Below are 18,254 nucleotides of genomic sequence, written 5' to 3'. Positions count from 1 at the left end.
TCTTGGAAAGCATCACCGTCACGGCTCCGCTTTGGCGCTGGCAGTCGGCAACTGCGCCGGGCGCATGGTATTTCGTCACTATCGAGGGTGAGCCGGCCGACAGGGTGCGCCTCGCGGCCATATCAGGGCAATGGCTCGACCGACGGCGCGGGTTCGGGTCGGCCCGCGTCGAAGCGCGGATCGGTGGCAGCAGCTGGACAACCTCGGTTTTTCCGCATCGCGAAAGCGGCGGCTGGCTCCTGCCGGTCAAGGCCGCGATCCGCAAAGCCGAAGGACTGAGCGAAGGCGGCGCAGTGACGGTGACCGTCAATCTTTAGTCTTGTCCGTGGCTTTCTCTTCGCGGGCGCGCGCCTTGCGTTTCCTGAGGTTGGCGCGCAGTGCCTCGGCGAGGCGTCGCTCGCGTTCTAGGTCGGCGGGAGAAGGCGGCTTGCTCATTGCCCGCGCCATGCCTGTGAAATCGCGACCTCGTCAAGTCTCGCACCTTGACAGCGGCGGGGCGCCCCGCCATAGGCCGCGCCTGCCCGGCGGCGATGCGTCGCAAGGGCCCCGGCTGCTGCTGTAGCTCAGTGGTAGAGCGCACCCTTGGTAAGGGTGAGGTCGAGAGTTCAATCCTCTCCAGCAGCACCATTATTCAGCATTTTTTTCACGAGATATCATTCACGGCCGACTGGTCCCGCCGTGCAAGCGCTGCGCGGCGGTCAGCGTGCGCAGAACCTCGGTCCGCATGTCGAGCTCGCGCCGCTCGGAATTGGACAGCCCGTCGGCGCCATAACGGTCGGCGAGCCTTTCGATCATGGCAGCATCGCGTCCCAATGCACGCGCTTCCCGCTTCGTAAGTTCGCCCCGCGCGCGGCCCGCCTTGATGCGCTCGCGCGCTTCGCCAAGCTGGTGGCCGGGCGAGGGGAGGGTGGGCAGCGTCCCGCGGTCGGTGATTCCCGGCATCGGCTGAGGAACAGGAACGGGGCCTGCGACAAACTGTGCCGCCGCTGTCGCCGGCAAAGCCAGAAAATGGGCAGAAGCAAGGATCAGGGGCATCAGGGGCCTCCGCAGCCGACGGGTCGAAAGGATGTTCCACCTTGCGGGCTGAACGCGCCGTGAATCTATATTTTTGCGCCGAGCAGCCAGTCATGGAAGAGCTTGACCGCCGGCTGGCGCAGCGCGCGGGGGCGGCAGACGAACCAGTAGCTGTAGGGACTGTCGACATCGAAATCGAAGAGCCGGGTCAGGCGGGGATCCTGCGCATAGTCGAAATGATGGCCGTGCATGAAGGCAACGCCGATCCCTTGCGCTGCGGCTTCAAGCATCAGCGGTCCCGAATCGAAGAAATCGATCCCTGCTGCCTCTAGATAGGGCATGCCGATCGCCTGCTTCCATTCGGCGAATGTCTCCGGCATTTCGCGGTGGAGGAGGATGGTCAGCCGCTGGAGCTGTTCCGGTACGGTGATCGGGCGGTCGCCGTCAGTGAGAGTCCGCGCAGCGATCGGGAAAATCTTGTCCTGGTCGAGACGCGCAGCATAAAGTGCGGGATCGATCGCGCGCGCGAGCGCGATCGCGGCATCGAGCCCCTCGCCGAGCCGAGCCTCGCCGTGCGAGAGCGTGTCGATGTCGATATGGAGTTCAGGATATTTCTGGCGCAGTTCGGGCAGGCGAGGGAAAAGTCGCTGCTGCGCGAAAAGCGGCAAAACATTGAGGTGGAGGCGCAGCGTGGCGTCGGGGCTGCCGACCCGTGCGATGACGCCGCGCAGATCATCGAGGATCGGCGCCAATTGCCCCTGCAGCGTCCGGCCCGCCTCGGTCAGCCGCAGACCTTGGTGATGACGGTCAAAGAGCGGGCGCCCGACCGCATGCTCGAGAGTCTGGATCCGGCGGGAGAGTGCCGGCATCGAAAGACCGAGCTGGCTCGCGGCCGCCTTCACCGTGCCGTGACGGGCGACCTCCAGAAAGGCTTCCATGCTGCTCAAGGGGGGAAGGCGTGCCATGATGTCTCTCGCGCGAGGTGATGGCATGAGAGCAGCGCGCGCGCCAGAGGCATTTGCTGCGGTGCGGTATAAAGGCCCATGGGAAGCACATCGTGCAGCGGGGGCTCGAAATAAGGGAACGCCCGTCCTATCTTCGGCATTCTGACTATTTTGCGGGAGACACATCTTGGCCGACGCACCGGTTAAAGAAAAGCAAGTCAAGCTCCAGGTAGCAAATGCCCGCGCCGAGGAAAGCGGGGGCGGCATCGCGCGCATCCCGCGCGCGGCGATGGCCGAACTCGGCGTGACCGAGGGTGATGTGATCCAGCTCAGCGGGAAGCGGGTGACGGCATCGCGGGTCATGGCGCCCTATCCTGAAGATGAAGGGCTTGAAGTCGTCCGCCTCGATGGCCTCCAGCGCGCCAATGCGGGCGCGGGCGCGGGTGACATGGTTGTCCTCAGCCGTGCCGAGACGCGCCCGGCGACCCGCGTGGTGTTTGCGCCCGCCCAAGAGAATCTGCGCCTCCAGGGCTCGGCGATCGCGCTCAAACGCAGCTTTTTCGGCCGACCGCTTGTCGCGGGCGATACGGTCGCGACCGCGGGTCAGCAGCGGGTATCGGCGGGCGATATGCCCCCGCAGCTTCGCCAGATGTTGAACGCTCCTGCCTACGCGCTCGCCGAGGTCCGACTCAGCGTCGTGTCTGCAAGCCCCAAGGGCGTCGTTTACATCGACGAGAATACCGAGGTTGAACTGCTTCCCGAATATCAGGAGCCGCAGGAAACCCGCCGCACCGATGTCACCTATGACGATCTAGGCGGACTCGGCGAGACGATCGACCAGCTTCGCGAGATGGTCGAGTTGCCGCTGCGCTATCCCGAGCTCTTCCGCCGCCTTGGCGTCGACCCGCCCCGCGGAGTGCTGCTCCACGGCCCGCCGGGAACGGGCAAGACCCGCCTTGCGCGCGCGGTCGCGAACGAGAGCGAGGCGCAGTTCTTCCTGATCAACGGGCCCGAGATCATGGGATCGGCTTACGGTGAGTCCGAAAAACGCCTGCGCGACGTGTTCGAACAGGCTGCAAAGGCGGCGCCCTCGATCCTGTTTATCGACGAGATCGATTCGATCGCGCCAAAACGCGGACAGGTTCAGGGCGAGGCTGAAAAGCGGCTTGTCGCGCAGCTCCTGACCCTGATGGACGGGCTCGAGCCGCGAACCAATCTTGTCGTCATCGCGGCCACCAACCGTCCCGATGCCATCGACGAGGCTTTGCGCCGGCCGGGCCGCTTTGACCGCGAAATCGTGATCGGAGTGCCCGACGAAAGCGGGCGCCGCGAGATTCTCGGAATCCACACGCGCGGCATGCCGCTTGCCGAGGATGTCGACCTTGCCGAGCTCTCGCGCACGACGTTCGGTTTTGTCGGCGCCGACATGGCCGCGCTGACTCGCGAGGCCGCCATCGAGGCGGTGCGGCGGATCATGCCCAAGCTCAATCTGTCGGAGGGAACAATCCCGCCCGAGGTGCTCGACGAGCTACGGGTGACGCGCGAGGACTTCAACAATGCGCTGAAGCGCGTTCAGCCCTCCGCGATGCGCGAGGTGATGGTGCAGGCACCAAAGACGCGGTGGAGCGACATCGGCGGACTTGACGCTGCACGCGGCAAGATGATCGAGGGCATCGAGCTGCCTTTGAAGCATCCCGATGCCTTCCGCCGGCTTGGCATTCGTCCCGCCAAGGGCTTCCTCCTCTATGGTCCCCCCGGCACGGGCAAGACGCTGCTTGCCAAGGCGGCGGCGCGCGAGTCCGATGCCAATTTCATCGCGATCAAATCGTCGGATCTTCTCTCCAAATGGTATGGCGAAAGCGAGCAGCAGATCGCCCGGCTCTTCGCGCGCGCGCGCGCCGTTGCGCCGACGATCATCTTCATCGACGAACTCGACAGCCTGGTGCCCGCGCGCGGCAGCGGCACGGCGGGCGAGCCCCAGGTCACCGAGCGCGTCGTCAACACGATCCTTGCCGAGATGGACGGGATCGAGGAGATGCAGTCGGTTGTCGTGATCGGCGCGACCAACCGGCCGAACCTCATCGACCCCGCGCTGCTTCGCCCCGGGCGGCTCGACGAGCTCATCTATGTGACCGTCCCCGATGCGAAAGGGCGCAAACGCATCCTTGAAATCCACACGATGAAGATGCCCCTCGGAAGCGATGTCGATCTCGACGCGCTCGCCGCGCGCACCGAGCGCTTCACGGGGGCGGATCTTGAAGATCTCGTTCGCCGGGCGGGTCTTGCAGCGCTCAAGCGCTCGATGACCAGCGAGAGCGTGACGATGGAGGATTTCGAGACCGCGCTCAAGGATACGCGCGCCTCGGTGACCGAGGCGATGGAGCGCGACTATGAAAAGATCCAGGGTGAGATCAAGCAGCAGGCGATGAGCGTGAACCCCATCGGCTTTTTCGCGCCGGGTATGCTCAAGCCCGTGCGCGAGCAAAAGCACGCCGACGAGGCGCGCGGCGAGAGTGTTTTCAAGTCAGGTGGAATCACCTGACGATCTGAAAAGCACGGTAAAACAAGTCTCTGGAGTGCCGGTTTTGATTTAATCAAAACCGGCACTCTAGGTGGAAAGGGGCGGGTCCTGCCGGAGCGCGGACCAGCCCCACACCACCAGCCAGGCGCAAAACCCCGCCATCACGCCGTAAGCGACCATCGCGTGCCAGTTGTAAAGAAGGACGCCGATCGCCGGCGAGACGATATAGGCCGACCCGTTGATCGAAGCGGTCATGCCCGCGACTGCGCCCTGATGGTGTCCGGTGACCGCGAGCGAGGCGCCGGCCGTAAAGCCGGGGCGGAACAGGCCAAAGCCGAGCGATGCGGCGGCAAAGCCGATGACGATCGCATGGAGGTCCTGGGCAAGGCCGGTCATCACGGTGCCCGCGGCGCCTAGCGCTGCGCCGGCGAGGACCGTCGCGCGCGGTGTCATTTTGAGGAGGGGTATGAGACCCCACTGTGCGAGCAGCGTCGCAAAGGCGCCTGCCATGAGCACGATCCCGGTGATCGCGGCCGCCTCGTCGGGGTTGGTCCTTAGGTTGAGGCGGTCGAGAATGAGAAAGCCGATAACGCCGAGCATCATCGCCTGCGATTGCCCCCCCAGCAGCCCGGCGAGCATCCAGGGACGCACCCGGCGATCGCTCCATTGGAGCGGTGGTCGCAGTGCGGCGTCAGATTCGTCCTCATCTTCGTCGCGGCGCGCGTCAGTCCCCAGCCCCGAGGCAGGGTAGGGCGCGATCGATCCGCGCGCGGCGAAGCGCGGCATGTCGTTGGGGAGGCGCCAGCGCAGCGTGATGAGGACGATAAGACCGATCAGCGCGAAGACGAGAAGCGGGCCTGAGAGCCCCACGATGGGCAGAATGAAGAAGGGCGCGATCGCGGGGCCGATCACCGTTCCGAGCCCGAAGGAAGACGATACGAGCGACAAGGCCTGCGTCCGCTCCTCAGGCTCGGTCCGCGCGGCAACATAGGCCTGGACGGCGGGCGGGGACGCGGATCCGAACCCGCCATAAAGGCTGCGAAAGAGCGCGAAGATGATGAAGGTTGCCCCGCTTGCGATCAGGCCCGACAGGCCTGCCCACAGCGTCAAACCGCACAGCGCCATCGACGAGATGAAGCCGGCCATTCCGAGCGCCATCAGCGCCTTTCGCCCGCGCTTGTCCGACTGGCGCGCCCAATGCGGGGCGGTGAGGACCCAGAGCAGTGCGGACCAGCTGAAAGCGAGGCTGACCCAGACATCGGGGATGTGAAGCTTGGCGCCGATCGCCGGGAGGATCGACTGCATCGCGGTGTTGCCCGCGGCTGCAACGAGCATGATCGCAAAGAGGACGGCCATCCGGTCATTGGGGATCGAACGCGATATCGCCGTCATGCCGTCCCTTCCGCTTGTCGCAAGTCCGCCTCTCCCTACACGCGATGCACTCGCTGTCCAACGCAAAGCCCATATCTTTCCTTGCGCTGTCTCCTCCTTTTTGCCACCGACAGGAAAACCGAAACAACGCGAAAGCCACCATGACCCATCCGCGGGCGCACGCCCAAGAATCGAAGATCGGGCTCCCCCGCCGGGTGCGCGAGCGGCTCAAACGCTTTTTCGGACCGTGGGGCATGTTCATCCGCGGGTTCATCAAGCATCCCGTTATGGTGGGTTCGATTGTTCCCTCCTCGCCGACCTTGATCAGGCACATGCTGCGCCCGGTCGATTGGAAGAACACCAAGCTCTTCGTGGAATATGGTCCGGGCGTCGGGACCTTCTGCCGTCCTGTTCTTGAGCGCATGGCGGGCGATGCAACGCTGATCGCGATCGATACCAATGAGGATTTCATCGACTATCTGCGCAAGGATATTCGCGACAGTCGCTTCATTGCGGTTCACGGGTCCGCCGCGGACGTCGAGGAGATCGTCGCAGCCCACGGATTTCAGAAGGCCGATTATGTCCTCTCGGGGCTTCCATTTTCGACCCTTCCCGCCGGCGTCGGCCCCGCAATCGCGGCGGCAACGCACCGCGTTCTGCGCCCGGGCGGCGCCTTCCTCGTCTATCAGTTTCGCGCGCGCGCGCGCGACTTTCTTGCGGTGCATTTCGAGCGCGTCGACAATGCGTTCGAATGGGTGAACGTCCCGCCCTGCTTCCTGTTCTGGGCCTGGAAAGACTGAGGTTGCCTCAGACCGTTTCAAGGTCAGGCTCGGCAAGCCCGAAGTTCAAACGGCGCGACACCGTATAGTCTGCGAGGCATACAACGAACCAGGCGAGCGTCCAGCGCAGCCGTTTCGGCCAGCTCGCTCGCGCCTTGTGCGATTGACGGGTAATTACCTCGCAATCCGGCTCGAGGGCGGCGATGAAATCCCGCATGGTGGCGGCGAACTCGGCATCTTCGATGCGCAGCATGATCTCGACATTGACGAACAGACTGCGCGCATCGAAATTCGCCGACCCGATATAGGTGACATTGTTGATCACGATCAGCTTCATATGAAGTTTGCACGGCTGATATTCCCAGACCTCGGCGTGCTTGCGCAGCAGATAGCCGTAGAGGAGCCGCGATGCCCCGATCGTCGCGGCATTGTCCGACTTGCCCGCCATGATGAGACGGGCACGGCCCTGGCGCGCAACGCGGCCCAATCGCCTGAGCATTCCCTGGCCCGGCGAGAAATAGGCCATCGCCATATCGAGCCGCAGCGCCTGGTCGAGATCCTGTCGCACCGCACGCGCCCAGGGGGAAAGGCGCTCGGTGGGGCCGCCCACGAGCCATTCCACAGGGCCGCCTCTCACCGGCCATTCGCGGATGATACGGCGCAGCATCAAAAGCTTGCCGTCGTTCGCTAGAGTATAGGCATGGATCGCCTCGAACCAGGCGGCCGCCTTCGCGAGAGAGGGGCCCTCGACCAAAAGTCCAAGGTCGAACCAGCAATCGCGCCCCGGCGGGCTCAGATAATGCTCGGCAATGTTGAAGCCGCCGGTGACGGCAGTCTTCCCGTCGAAGAGAAGCAGCTTCTGGTGATTGCGAATGAGATAGCTCGAGCGCCAGCGGCGCGAGAAGAAGGTCACCGATCCGCCCTCGGCGCGCAGCGGCGCGAAGAGGCTGTCGGGAGTGTCGGACGAGCCGAAGCGGTCGATTACCGCGCGCACCCGAACGCCGCGGCGCGCGGCAGCAACGAGCCTTGCGACAATGTCGCGCCCGATCGGATCGTCGTCGAAAATATACATGATGATGTCGATGCTGCGCGCCGCGCCGTCGATCAGCGCGCGCAGCTGCTCGAGCCGGTCGGCGCCGTCAAAGAGAAGCTCGAGCCGATGCCCCGCCACATTGGCCGTCAGTCTTTGCGGCGGCGGTGCAGAAGCGGTAGCCTCGGTCATGTCCTGCACATAGGCCGCGCGGCGGCACGCGGGCAAGCGAGCCGTTTGATTGACATTTGCGGGGCCTGCTGCTAGCGCGCAGCGCTTGCTGCCAGACCCCCCGGGGTGCTGGCCTCTCCTCGATCAAGGAATTATCATGGCCCGCGTTACCGTCGAAGATTGTGTCGACAAAGTGCCCAACCGTTTCGATCTGGTCTTGCTCTCGGCGCACCGCGCCCGCGAGATATCGGGCGGCTCGGAGTTGACTGTCGATCGCGATCGCGACAAGAACCCCGTCGTCGCGCTGCGCGAGATCGCCGAGCAGACCGTGCGCCCCAAGGAGCTTCAGGAATCGCTCGTCGGCACGCTGCAGAAGGTTGTCATCGACGACGATGACACGCCCGATGAAATCAGCTCGATCAGCCGCTCGGCCGAAGCGCTGCGCCTCACTGCTGCTGCTCCGCCGCGCAGCCCCGCCGGCGGCGGCGGCGACTTCGAATAAGGCTGTCGCAAGAAGACGAGACCCAAGAGCCGCGGGTAACCGCGGCTCTTTAGTTTTCAGGCTCGCTCGCCTGCTGCCTCCTGCGCGCCCGCGTGAAGCCGTCCCGCGCCATGCAGCGCGCCAGCCACGCCTGCGTTGCTTCGCCGAGCAGGGCGCCCGCATCGAGTGTGGTCGCAAGAAATGCAGCATAGCCGACCGTGATATCCGCGATCGTGAAGCGATCGGCTGTGAGCCACTCGCGCCCGTCGGATAGGGCCGACTCGATGCTCTTGGCGCGGCCGCCGAAGAAGGCCTTGTAATCGTCGACTGCTTGCGCAAGCCGCCGCGTCTCGGGTTCGACGCGTGTGTAGCGGATCATGATCGCAAGCGGGAAGGTCAGCGTCGCATCGCTGCGATGCAGCCAGTTGCGGTACGACCAGTAATCGGCCTCCTCGCGGCGCACTTCGAGCGGCGTTCCTTCCGCGATCCGCTCGCAGATTGCGGCCGATTCGGTCATGAGCCGCCCCTCCTCGACCCAGCCCGGCACGGTCATCAGCGGGTTCACCGGACGGTAGTCGGGTGCAAAGGCACGCGGTGGGAAGGGGAGGAGGCGAAGATCAATCTCCATCCCCGACTCTTCGGCCGCCCAAAGGCAGCGCAGCGACCGCGCGTCCGGGCAATGATAGAGGATGGGCTTCGGCTTCATGCCGCAATATCCTTCTGTCGCTCGATATGGAGCCGGTGCTCGCGCCAGGCAATGAAGAGGCCGCTGAGGATGATCAATGGCGCGCCGACCCAGGTCGTCTCGGCTGGGAAGGTGCCGAAGAAATACCAGCCGAAGGCAATCGCCCAAAGGAGGCTCGAATAATCCATCGGCGTCACCAGCGCGACCGGTGCGAGCCGCAGCGCGCCTGTCAGCGACATCTGCACTACCGCGCCGAGGAGACCAAGACCGATGAGGATGGCCCATTCGGACGCGCTGTGGGACGTCATCACGAAGGGCAGCGCGAGCGTGAGCGGGATGAGCGAGATCAGGCTGAACCAGAAGACGATCGACATCGCGCTTTCGGTGCGGCTGAGATCGCGGACCTGGATGGTGATGAGCGCGGTCATGACGGCGCCTCCAAGTGCGATGAGCGTCCCAAGACCATGATCGCCGCTGAACCCGCTCGCGACGACCGTCGTCGGATTGAGGACGACGAGGACGCCCAGGAAGCCGATGATGACGGCGCTCCAGCGCTGCCAGCCGGTCGGCTCGCCCAGGAATAGCGCAGCGAATATCACCGCGAAGATGGGGACCGAGAGGTTGATCGTCGTCGCCTCGGCCATCGGCAGGTAGATCATGCCGCCGAAATTGAGCGCCATGCCAGTCAGCCCCATGATGGCGCGGCGGGCATGGGTGCCGGGGCGGCGGGTATGAAAATTGGAAAGTCCCCCGTGCCGCATCGCCCAGATGACGAGCAGCGGTAACACGACAACCTGCCGCCAGAAGAGGCTCTCGGCGACGTGAACCCCCGCGTCGGCGGCCATCTTCACCAGCACGAACATGGCAGACAGACTCGCCATTGCCAGCAAGCGAAGCGCAATGCCGCCCAGATAATGCTGCGGAACCTCGGGATGCTGGGCGGCTTTCATGTGCCGCAAGCGCATATCAATCTCGAGATACTTTGCAAGCTATGGATCTTTTCCGGTCACGCTTCATGAGACAGCGATGCAATCCCCTTGCACACGGGCCCCTGATGCGGCTAAGGGCGGCGTCCGGCCTAGGGGTATAGCTCAGCTGGTAGAGCATCGGTCTCCAAAACCGAGGGTCGCGGGTTCGAATCCTGCTGCCCCTGCCAGGTCGGTGTGTTGTCCAGCCCGGACACATAGGTGACGTTTCGTACCGGAGACATAGGTTACAACCTCGGGCCGAACGGGTTGTCGAGGGTTTGCAGGGTTTTCTGCTCCAAGTCGATATATCCCAAGTCGTAATGCATGAAGCTGACGAGCCAGATGCCCTCGTCGATTTCCTTGATGCCGAGGCGCTGGCCGGCGAGGACGGTCGATATGTTGATCTTCTTTCTGTGCATGCAGATGCGTCCACAGGATGTGACGATGACATCCTTGTCGTGGAGCGGGTAGGTGAGCTCTGGGAGGCCGTGATAATCGCGCGCTGATGGCTGATAGCAATCGGCTGGGACCTTCATTCCGAGCGCCTCGTGCGGTCGCTCATTGTTGAACTCAGCCGTGAAGGCGTCGAACTTCGCTTGCTGCTGGAGGAAGTTGGCCCCGGCGGGTCTGGTTGCCTCCTTTTTCAGCGTCAGGTGCATTCGTTCATGACGGCCATTTTGCTGTGGGCGCCCTGGTTTGATGCGTTCGATCTCTATGCCGAGCCTGAGCCGCCAGACGGCGAGCCTGGAGAGGTTGTAGAGCCCGTTGGGGCTGGCGAAGGGCACGCCATTGTCGGAGCGGATGGCGGCTGGCAGTCCGCGCTCCTTGAACAGCTGCTCGAAGGCCGGAAAGGCCAGGTCTTCGCGGACCGACTCGAGTGCGTCACACAAGAGCAGATAGCGTGAGGCGTGGTCGGTGGCCGTGAGCGGATAGCAATATCGGCCATTGCCGAGCATGAACTCGCCCTTGAAGTCCACGCACCAAAGATCGTTGGGCCTGGCGCCTTGGGAGAGCGGCGTTCCGGTTGCGCGCTTGCGCCTTCGCATCCGTTGGACGAGGCCGTGCCGATCGAGGACGGCATGGATGGTGCTTCTTGCGGGTATGCGCACGTCGCCGGCAAGGCGCCTGACCAGCAGCTCACGGATCTTACGCGCACCCCAATGGGGCTTATCCTGCTTGGCCCTGACGATCATCCGCTCAATTGGCTCTGGCAGTTGGTTGGCGTAACGAACAGACCGTCTCGACCGATCGGTCAGCGCATCCAGACCATGGTCCTGATAGCGATTGAATATTTTGTAGCCCGTCTTGCGGGAAATACCGAACTCGCGACACAGCTCGCTCATCGGTTCACCGTCTAACAGGCGGACAACGAAGCGCATTCGCTCTTCCATTACCGAACACTCCTTCCACGGCATTGACACCTCCCGCATGCGATCGCATGCGGGAGGTGTAACCGATGTCTCCGGTACAGAGTGTCACCCATGTCTCGGGCCGCTCAGACCTTGCTTGAGAATGAAGTCGCGGCGGTGAAGGCGATCTTCACGCCCGATTGCGCCCGTCAGGAAAATGGTCGGGTCGTGGTCGAAGGCTCCGTCCATGGCGACTTCAAGGGCAGCCCGATCCGGTTCACCTATGCCTTCACGCTCGAAGGCGACCTCATCGAGACGCTGGAGATCACGCTATGAGCATCCGGACCGATCCGGCCGAGTTTGCGCACAAGCGCGTCGTCGTCAGCGGAGGCACCAAAGGGCTGGGCCGTGCAACCGTCGAGCGCTTCCTGGCGGGCGGCGCCCGCGTCCTCGCCGCCGCCCGCGGAAACCCCGACCCCATTGCCGGTGCAGAGTTCGTCCGGGCGGACCTGACGAGCCGCGAGGGCAGCGAAATGCTGGCGGCCGCCGCGCTCGCGAATATGGGCGGTGTGGACATCATCGCCCATGTGATTGGCGGCTCGTCTTCGCCGGCGGGGGCTTCGCCGCCTTGACCGACGATCACTGGCTCGCCGAGCTGAACCTGAACCTGAACCTGAACCTGAACCTGAACCTGAACCTGAACCTGAACCTGAACCTGCTCGCCGCCGTCCGCCTCGATCGCCTCCTCGTCCCCCGCATGATCGAGCAAGGGGCCGGAGCGGTGGTGCATGTGACCTCCATCCAGTCAATCCTGCCGCTGCCGGAAGCCACCACCGGATACGCCGCCGCCAAGGCTGCGCTCCGGACCTACAGCAAATCGATCTCCAAGGAACTGGGGGCGAAAGGCGTGCGGGTCAACGCTGTCTCCCCTGGTTGGATCATGACCGAGTCAGCCGTTCAATTGCTGGAACGCCTTCAGGCCGCTAATGGCGGCACGATCGAGGACGCCCGGCAAGCCGTTCTCCGCGGTTTGGGCGGCATCCCGATCGGGCGCGGAGCGGAGCAAGCCGAGGTCGCCGATCTTATCGCCTATCTTGCCTCGGATCGCGCCGCTGCGATTCATGGCGCCGAGTTCATCATCGATGGCGGAACCATACGAACGGTATGAGGATATGGCCCGACGTCTGCACGGAAACGACGTCGGCATGCGACAAACCTCGGCGCAGGGTTGGACCCACTTGTTGATACCGAGGTTCGAAGGTCAAATTTCCGTTCAAGCCGAGAGCAGACCCAAAGATATCTGTCAGCTCTCGGCCATGCCCAGCCGCTCCCGACTATCGATGCGCATGCTCAAGGCGCCCGTTTATCAAGAGGATGAATATACCCTGCGAGGTAAAATGTTCGCATATACCCTGTAGGGTATAGCTTCGCAGGTGGAAGCGGGCCGGGGCTATCTTCCGGTTCCGGTGAGCCCGATCGTCAGATCGCGAGGCGCCCGCGGTGCTGCTCGATCGCTTCGATGACGTCGGGCGTGAAGAGCAGCTGGTCCTTCTCCTCGCGCCATATGTCGTCGAAATGCTCGGCCGTCTCTTTCGCGGTCCGGACGATGAGCGCCGCCGGTAGCCGTGCCTTGCCGGCGATCGCCTCAAGTTCGCCGAAAGTGAAGCTCTCCCAGGCGCGCGAACGATGGAATTTGAGCGCGGCCTCCTCGTCTGCGGTATAGGGCAGCGTCGAGAGCAGGTCATAGGCGGGCGCCAGGATCGGCCGCCGCCGGTCGGGATAGATCAGCGACCAATTCTTGAGCTGCATGTCGCCATTGCCGATCAGCACCGAATAGGTGAGGCGGCGAATGAACTCGACAGCGCTTTCCTCGTCGCTCTCGATCGCGAGCACCGAGAGAATGCTGCGGTAGCTCGCATTCTCATATTTATCGTCGGCATAGACGCCGAAGACCTGCGCAAAATCCTCGATATGCACCGGGCCCTCGCGGCTGCGGTCGAAACGCCGGATAGCGAAAGCCCTGGCGCCGTAACGGCGGATGCCTTGGGGCAGGCCCGCGATGCTGTCGATCGGGACGAGGTCGACGTCGGGAACTTCGATGCCGAGACGGCGCGCGAGCAGCATTGCGGCATATTCATTCTCGGGCACGTCCGGAAAGCGCGAAGAAGGCAGTTTGACGATCCAGTCGCCGCCGGTGCCGGTCACCGGAATGGTGATTCCGCCGCCGCGTCCCTGGTTCTTCACAGCCGAGAATTTGAGCTGCACGCCTGCGAGCGAGAAGCGCAGCGCATGTTTCGCCTGAGCTTTTGTGCCTTCCTCGTCGGCCTCTTCCGGGGCCTCCCACCCTCCGACCGGTTCCGCCGTGACCGCGCCGGGAAGATCGGCGCCGAGCTCGGCGAGCAGCCGATATTCGCGCGGGCTTTTGACGCCGGCGCGCCGCGCGAGATAATCACGGAGCGTTCCTTCGGGGAGCAGATTAGAGAAAAAGGGCTCGATCCGCGTCTGATAGGCGCGCGGCTGGTCGATGAGCGCGCCGTGGGTGTCACGGTAGGCGAGCGAGAGCGTCGCGCGCGCCGGATCGGCGGCATAGGCCGCGTCGAACGAAAAGATGCTCCGGTCCCCGTCGAGCCGCGCGATCGTGCCGATCCGCGTACCGTGGAGGAGAATGTCGAGGACAGCGGCATCGGTCATGCGTCATCCTCCTCGTCGAGGCGGTGTGCGGGGCGCTGCGGAGCGGGGAGGGCGGGCCGATGCGCGGCTTCGTTGCGCAGCGATCGCAGCGCGGTGGTGGCCGTGCTGAGGCGCCGGGCAAGTGCAGTCGCCTCGGCGAAAGCCTCGAGCGATTTCCCTAGCTCGCGCGCCGGACGGAGGGCCTCGTCGAGCGCGCGCCAGGCCGGCGGCGTGTATTGGAGATTGCGCAAGCTGCGCACCGCTCTCCCAAAGCTTTCCGTCTCGATAAGCTCCGGGAATTTCCGCTCGATCCTTTCGGCAAGCTCGAGCTGCTCGTCGAGCGCGGCGATCGCGCGGCTGGTTTCGTCTGCCCCGCCGAACGCCCTCACGCTGCTTTCGACCGCCCGGAGCGCGCGACGCGGTACGAGCGTGACTTCGAGGTCGAGCGCGCGCGCGATCTCCGTCAGGCTCGACAATTTTATGTCGACGCTGCCCTTCTCGATCTTCGAAATATGGCTTTGCGGGATGCCGACGCGCGCCCCGAGTTCGGCCTGTGTCAGGCCCCGCGCATGGCGCGCCTTTTTCAAGGTCTCGGCAAGGGTCAGGCCATTGGTCATTATATTCTCAAGCATATAATTATGCGTAGGAATATGCTTGAATATATGAAAACCGAGCCGAGAGCAATAATTATATGCCAAAGCATATTTTTGCTCCTGAATATATTCTGGAATATATACGGGCGCTGCAAGCCGTCGGCCAACTCCTGCGCCCGCGGAAGCGGAGCGCTCCGCGCCAGCGCCAGCGCGGCACAGATATGGGAGAGCTTTCCTCTTTCGCCGCGGATCAGGCGCATGCTCGCGCCGGCACGTGAGAAGATCGGGCATATAGGCGTCGGCATTGTTATAGATAGATCGCTCCCGTCGATCCGCGAGCAACAGTCCGCGCGCGCGCGACAGCGGCAGGCACGCAGGAAGCCCGCTTTAGCGGTCCCCCGGCATGGAAGTTAGATGTCCGCCTCGGCCCCGGACGGTTGCCATTTGCCTTGGCGCCGGCCGATTCCGTGGCGAGGAACTCGGCGCCGAGAGCGCCGGCCACAGGCTCCCCCGCCGGGCGGGTCAGGCTCACCAGCCTATGCGGTCGCTGAGGTGCCGGAGGACTGTCGGCAATGCGATCGGTGAGGAGCGTCAAGCCTGGTCCAGGGAGCGCCCGGATCCTGCTGTCCCTGCCATTTTTTCAAATGGACCGCCGATCGCTTGAAGGTTGAGCGTTCGCTCGCATCTTTTTTTTTGGATCATCACGCGGCAGGACGAATATGTCTGGCCGACGCTCGGAGTCGCCGCGCGCCCGCCCAAGCGGCAAGGCGGCCTTAGCGGGGCTGGTCGAGGCGCTGATGCGTTCGGATATAAAGAGGTCCGAGGGACCATGACCGCCACAAACCTTCGCGCTCGCTGCTGCGGAGCTGCGAGCGGCGCCATTTGATCACCAGACCCAATTGCGATTTGTCCCCCCGGCGGAACCGAAAAACAATGTAAATTCCGCCCCGTTCGAATGCTACGCGCATGATCGCCCCTGCTTGGCGCCCCCAAGGGTTTTTCCGTTGCCGAGATCGGTTGCATTTTTCCAGAAAAATCGTTGCCAGATATGAATTATTGCACTCGCCAGGCGTATGGGGGGCAGGCGCCCGCGCGCGGGCAAGTGGGCATGGCGATCGGGGAGGGGGCGGCGTCGCAGTATTTTCGGTCCCATCTGCTTGTCGCGGGAACCGAACGCTCCAACGATCCATTCATGGTCCGGTCAGGGCATTTGGCCTTTGCTATCGGCCGCTCGTTTCGGGCAGGAGAAGGGACCCATGAAAAAGATTCTTGCCGCTCTACTGTTCGCGGGGATCGCGCTTCCCGCCCCCGCCGCCTATGCCGATCCGCCCCCGTGGGCGCCGGCGCATGGCAAGCGCGCGAAAGACCGCGCTCTCTATGACCGCTATGGCCGCTATTATGAACCGCGCCGGCTGTCCTATAACGACCGAATCTGGCGCGGCCGCGACGGCCGCTATCACTGCCGTCGCGATAATGGCACGACGGGGCTGATTATCGGGGCAGCCGTGGGCGCGCTCGTCGGCCGCGAACTCGACGGTGGCCGGGATCGCACAGTCGGCACGATCATTGGTGCGGCGGGCGGGGGCCTCCTTGGCCGAGCGATCGATCGCGGCGAGCTCAGGTGCCGCTAGGCGGGGGCAGTTCTTCTGCTTCGCTCAGGGCAGCACGCGCCCTTCGTCGCGCCGCGGCATTGGCGCGGCAAACCGGAGCGCAGTAGAGGAGAGGATCAGCCAGCCGGCCGCCGCCGCGAGCGCCGCTGGCAGGCTCGACAAATCGGCAACCACGCCGAGCAGCCAGGCGCCGAGGGCCATCCCGCCGAATGTTACTGCCTGATAGATCGAAAGGCAGCGGCCGAGAATCGCCTCGGGCGAGCGCAGTTGCATTGCGACATTCAGCGTTGTCATCGTTGCAACCCAGCACATGCCCGCTACGAACGCCGCAGCAAGCACGGGCGTCATGCTATTCGAGAGCGCGATCGCGAAGGTGGCCATAGCGAACAGGAGCGCGGCGCCCCCGACTAGGGTTTCGCTACCCCAGCGATGGCGCGCCTTGCCGATCCCGAGCGCGGCAAGGATCGAGCCTGCTCCAAATCCCGTGAGGCACAGCCCATAGATGAGTTCGTCGCCCGCGAGCTGATCGCGAACGACCGACGGCAGCAGCGCCTGGAAACCCGCCGCGCCGAACCCGAAGGCGAAGCCGCGCACGAGGACGCGGCGAACCGGATCGGATTGCGCGCAGAAGCGAAGCCCCGTGGCGATCGCCGAAAGCATCGGAGAGCGCTTGGGCGGCGTGATCTCGGGGTGCCAGCGCAAGAGAACGATGATCAGCGCGACATAGCTCAGCGCATTCAGCCCGAAGCCGATGGCGGGACCCGTCAGCGAAATGAGCAGCCCGCCAAGCGCCGGCCCGACGCTGCGGGCAAGGTTGAAAGCGATGGTATTGAGCGCGATCGCCTGCGGCAGATGCTCGTGCCCCACCTGCAGGCGCACCGAGGCCTGCCACGCGGGCGCGTTGAGCGCCGTACCGCAGCCGACGGCAAGAGTGAAACAGAGGAGCAGGATCGGATTGATCATACCGATCCAGGTCGCAAGCGCGAGCAGCGCGGAGACGAGCAGCATCCCGCTTTGCGCCGCGAGCATCACCCGGCGGCGGTCGAAATTGTCCGCGATGGCGCCTGCGAAGATGCCGAGCAGCATGATCGGGATCGTCGCGCTCGCCTGCACCAGGGCGATATAAAGGTGCGAAGGCGTCAGCTCCGTCATCAACCAGGCGGCCCCCACCGCCTGGATCGTCGATCCCATGTTCGAGGCAAGGTTCGCGATCCAGATCGCGCGAAAGGCGGGAAAGCGGAAAGGGGCGAGGGCAGAAGGAGCGGAAGGCTTGTCGGTACTCACTGCACTGCGACTAGACGCGCTGCCGCGCCCCGGCAAGCCTGCGGCGCTGCGAGCCCGCTCAGCAGGTCAAAGCGGCCTCGAACAGGCAGCGGAAGCGATATTCGCATTCCGCGCGCTGGCGCGGCGACCCATCGAGCGCGTCGATTTTCATGATGGTGCGCAGCACGCCGATCCCCATGAGAACCGCGAGCAGCATGTTGGCGCGCAGCTCGGCATTCTCATCGCCAAGGATCTCGGCGAGGGGGCCAAGAATATCATGATGGACAAGATCGCGAATAATCTCTCCCGCCTGGGGCGAGGACGCCGAGCGGAGCATGACGATGAACATCTCCATGCGGTGCTGGCGGTTCTCGTCGGCGTCGTCGACGACAAGCTGCGCGAGATAGGCGGGAATCTCGGTCGCGGAGAGCGGCTGGCGAAACAATCCCCCTTCCTTGCCGTGAAGCAGGACATCGCGAAACAGCCCTTCCTTGCCGCCGAAATAGCGGCTGATCAGCGCGACATCGACGCCGGCATCGCCGGCGATATCGCGCAGGCCGACGCTGGCATAGCTTTCGCGCAGAAAGCGGTCGCGCGCCGCAGACAAAATCGACGCGCGGGTTGCAATCGCATCGCGTTTCTTGATCCCCGGAGGGACGATCGTGGTCCTCGACATAATGCTTCTATTATCTGAGTTGAGAACTAAATCAACACCTGTTGACTTAATGGAAATCGCAATTTAGGGCACTCCTCCGGCATCGCGCTGCGCCTCCCCCTCCCTGCCGCGCGATGCCGAACCGCCCTG

General features: G+C 64.0%; 20 protein-coding genes and 2 tRNA genes. 10 read left to right on the top strand and 12 right to left on the bottom strand.

Annotated features, from left to right (window positions below; all coding sequences use genetic code 11):
- The first annotated feature begins 2 nt into the window (after positions 1-2).
- Positions 3-317, top strand: coding sequence for a DUF1905 domain-containing protein (locus tag B5X69_RS01155; protein WP_079636846.1), 315 nt, complete (start codon positions 3-5; stop codon positions 315-317).
- Here the strand turns inward: B5X69_RS01155 and B5X69_RS22195 are convergent.
- Positions 307-435 carry a hypothetical protein gene (locus B5X69_RS22195; protein WP_281250911.1) on the bottom strand — a complete coding sequence of 43 codons (129 nt, stop codon included), beginning with the start codon at positions 433-435 and terminating at the stop codon, positions 307-309. The two genes, B5X69_RS01155 and B5X69_RS22195, sit on opposite strands and share 11 nt — an antisense overlap.
- Positions 436-552: 117 nt before the next feature.
- On the opposite strand from B5X69_RS22195, the gene B5X69_RS01150 reads away from it, so the two are divergent.
- Positions 553-627: transfer RNA gene (locus B5X69_RS01150), tRNA-Thr, on the top strand.
- 30 nt (positions 628-657) lie between these two features.
- Here B5X69_RS01150 and B5X69_RS01145 read toward each other — a convergent pair.
- Complete coding sequence (locus B5X69_RS01145; RefSeq protein WP_079636845.1) at positions 658-1,035, bottom strand: hypothetical protein; 378 nt, start codon at positions 1,033-1,035, stop codon at positions 658-660.
- Positions 1,036-1,100: 65 nt separating this feature from the next.
- Positions 1,101-1,979 carry a LysR substrate-binding domain-containing protein gene (locus tag B5X69_RS01140; protein ID WP_079636844.1) on the bottom strand — a complete coding sequence of 293 codons (879 nt, stop codon included), beginning with the start codon at positions 1,977-1,979 and terminating at the stop codon, positions 1,101-1,103.
- Positions 1,980-2,145: 166 nt separating this feature from the next.
- Here B5X69_RS01140 and B5X69_RS01135 point away from each other — a divergent pair, with 166 nt between their 5' ends.
- On the top strand, positions 2,146-4,500 hold the full coding sequence (locus B5X69_RS01135; protein WP_079636843.1) for a CDC48 family AAA ATPase: 2,355 nt from the start codon (positions 2,146-2,148) through the stop codon (positions 4,498-4,500).
- 66 nt (positions 4,501-4,566) lie between these two features.
- Here the strand turns inward: B5X69_RS01135 and B5X69_RS01130 are convergent, their stop codons facing one another.
- Positions 4,567-5,871 (bottom strand): MFS transporter, encoded by a 1,305-nt coding sequence (locus tag B5X69_RS01130; RefSeq protein ID WP_079636842.1) that lies wholly within the window; start codon positions 5,869-5,871, stop codon positions 4,567-4,569.
- A gap of 140 nt (positions 5,872-6,011) precedes the next feature.
- On the opposite strand from B5X69_RS01130, the gene B5X69_RS01125 reads away from it, so the two are divergent.
- The gene (locus B5X69_RS01125; RefSeq protein ID WP_139375608.1) at positions 6,012-6,650 is read left to right on the top strand and encodes a class I SAM-dependent methyltransferase; all 639 of its coding nucleotides are present in this window, start codon (positions 6,012-6,014) and stop codon (positions 6,648-6,650) included.
- Positions 6,651-6,657: 7 nt separating this feature from the next.
- On the opposite strand, the gene B5X69_RS01120 is transcribed toward B5X69_RS01125, so the two are convergent.
- The gene (locus B5X69_RS01120) at positions 6,658-7,851 is read right to left on the bottom strand and encodes a phospholipase D-like domain-containing protein (RefSeq protein WP_079636939.1); all 1,194 of its coding nucleotides are present in this window, start codon (positions 7,849-7,851) and stop codon (positions 6,658-6,660) included.
- Between the two features lie 136 nt (positions 7,852-7,987).
- On the opposite strand from B5X69_RS01120, the gene rpoZ reads away from it, so the two are divergent.
- Entirely contained in the window at positions 7,988-8,332 is a 345-nt protein-coding gene (rpoZ, locus tag B5X69_RS01115) for a DNA-directed RNA polymerase subunit omega (protein WP_079636841.1), read from the top strand.
- Positions 8,333-8,381: 49 nt separating this feature from the next.
- On the opposite strand, the gene B5X69_RS01110 is transcribed toward rpoZ, so the two are convergent.
- Positions 8,382-9,017 (bottom strand): glutathione S-transferase family protein, encoded by a 636-nt coding sequence (locus B5X69_RS01110; protein WP_079636840.1) that lies wholly within the window; start codon positions 9,015-9,017, stop codon positions 8,382-8,384.
- Complete coding sequence (locus tag B5X69_RS01105; protein ID WP_079636839.1) at positions 9,014-9,946, bottom strand: DMT family transporter; 933 nt, start codon at positions 9,944-9,946, stop codon at positions 9,014-9,016. Before B5X69_RS01105 ends, B5X69_RS01110 begins: the two co-directional genes overlap by 4 nt.
- Positions 9,947-10,076: 130 nt before the next feature.
- Between B5X69_RS01105 and B5X69_RS01100 the strand changes: the two genes are divergently transcribed.
- Positions 10,077-10,152 (top strand) — tRNA-Trp (locus tag B5X69_RS01100).
- 57 nt (positions 10,153-10,209) lie between these two features.
- On the opposite strand, the gene B5X69_RS01095 is transcribed toward B5X69_RS01100, so the two are convergent.
- The gene (locus tag B5X69_RS01095) at positions 10,210-11,355 is read right to left on the bottom strand and encodes an integrase core domain-containing protein (protein ID WP_217699084.1); all 1,146 of its coding nucleotides are present in this window, start codon (positions 11,353-11,355) and stop codon (positions 10,210-10,212) included.
- 90 nt (positions 11,356-11,445) lie between these two features.
- Between B5X69_RS01095 and B5X69_RS01090 the strand changes: the two genes are divergently transcribed.
- The 3 genes from B5X69_RS01090 to B5X69_RS22185 are packed head-to-tail and all read left to right on the top strand — an operon-like array spanning position 11,446 to position 12,481.
- The gene (locus tag B5X69_RS01090) at positions 11,446-11,649 is read left to right on the top strand and encodes a Rossmann-fold NAD(P)-binding domain-containing protein (RefSeq protein WP_217699083.1); all 204 of its coding nucleotides are present in this window, start codon (positions 11,446-11,448) and stop codon (positions 11,647-11,649) included.
- Positions 11,646-11,945 (top strand): SDR family NAD(P)-dependent oxidoreductase, encoded by a 300-nt coding sequence (locus B5X69_RS22190; protein ID WP_281250910.1) that lies wholly within the window; start codon positions 11,646-11,648, stop codon positions 11,943-11,945. The genes B5X69_RS01090 and B5X69_RS22190 overlap by 4 nt, the downstream gene beginning before the upstream one ends.
- The gene (locus B5X69_RS22185) at positions 11,942-12,481 is read left to right on the top strand and encodes an oxidoreductase (protein WP_281250909.1); all 540 of its coding nucleotides are present in this window, start codon (positions 11,942-11,944) and stop codon (positions 12,479-12,481) included. The genes B5X69_RS22190 and B5X69_RS22185 overlap by 4 nt, the downstream gene beginning before the upstream one ends.
- A gap of 311 nt (positions 12,482-12,792) precedes the next feature.
- On the opposite strand, the gene B5X69_RS01075 is transcribed toward B5X69_RS22185, so the two are convergent.
- Complete coding sequence (locus B5X69_RS01075; RefSeq protein WP_079636836.1) at positions 12,793-14,004, bottom strand: type II toxin-antitoxin system HipA family toxin; 1,212 nt, start codon at positions 14,002-14,004, stop codon at positions 12,793-12,795.
- Entirely contained in the window at positions 14,001-14,600 is a 600-nt protein-coding gene (locus tag B5X69_RS01070) for a helix-turn-helix domain-containing protein (RefSeq protein ID WP_079636937.1), read from the bottom strand. The genes B5X69_RS01075 and B5X69_RS01070 overlap by 4 nt, the downstream gene beginning before the upstream one ends.
- A gap of 1,232 nt (positions 14,601-15,832) precedes the next feature.
- On the opposite strand from B5X69_RS01070, the gene B5X69_RS01055 reads away from it, so the two are divergent.
- A complete protein-coding gene (locus B5X69_RS01055; protein WP_079636833.1) occupies positions 15,833-16,207 on the top strand; it encodes a glycine zipper 2TM domain-containing protein in 375 nt (124 codons plus the stop codon).
- Between the two features lie 24 nt (positions 16,208-16,231).
- Here B5X69_RS01055 and B5X69_RS01050 read toward each other — a convergent pair whose 3' ends face one another.
- Positions 16,232-17,470 carry an MFS transporter gene (locus tag B5X69_RS01050; protein WP_176141471.1) on the bottom strand — a complete coding sequence of 413 codons (1,239 nt, stop codon included), beginning with the start codon at positions 17,468-17,470 and terminating at the stop codon, positions 16,232-16,234.
- 58 nt (positions 17,471-17,528) lie between these two features.
- A complete protein-coding gene (locus tag B5X69_RS01045) occupies positions 17,529-18,125 on the bottom strand; it encodes a TetR/AcrR family transcriptional regulator (protein ID WP_079636831.1) in 597 nt (198 codons plus the stop codon).
- Between the last annotated feature and the right edge of the window lie 129 nt (positions 18,126-18,254).

Origin of the sequence: Sphingopyxis flava (genome assembly GCF_900168005.1) — a bacterium.
GTDB lineage: Bacteria > Pseudomonadota > Alphaproteobacteria > Sphingomonadales > Sphingomonadaceae > Sphingopyxis > Sphingopyxis flava.
The sequence above is the reverse complement of the archived record's forward strand: the minus strand, read 5'-3'. Positions and strand labels throughout refer to the sequence as shown.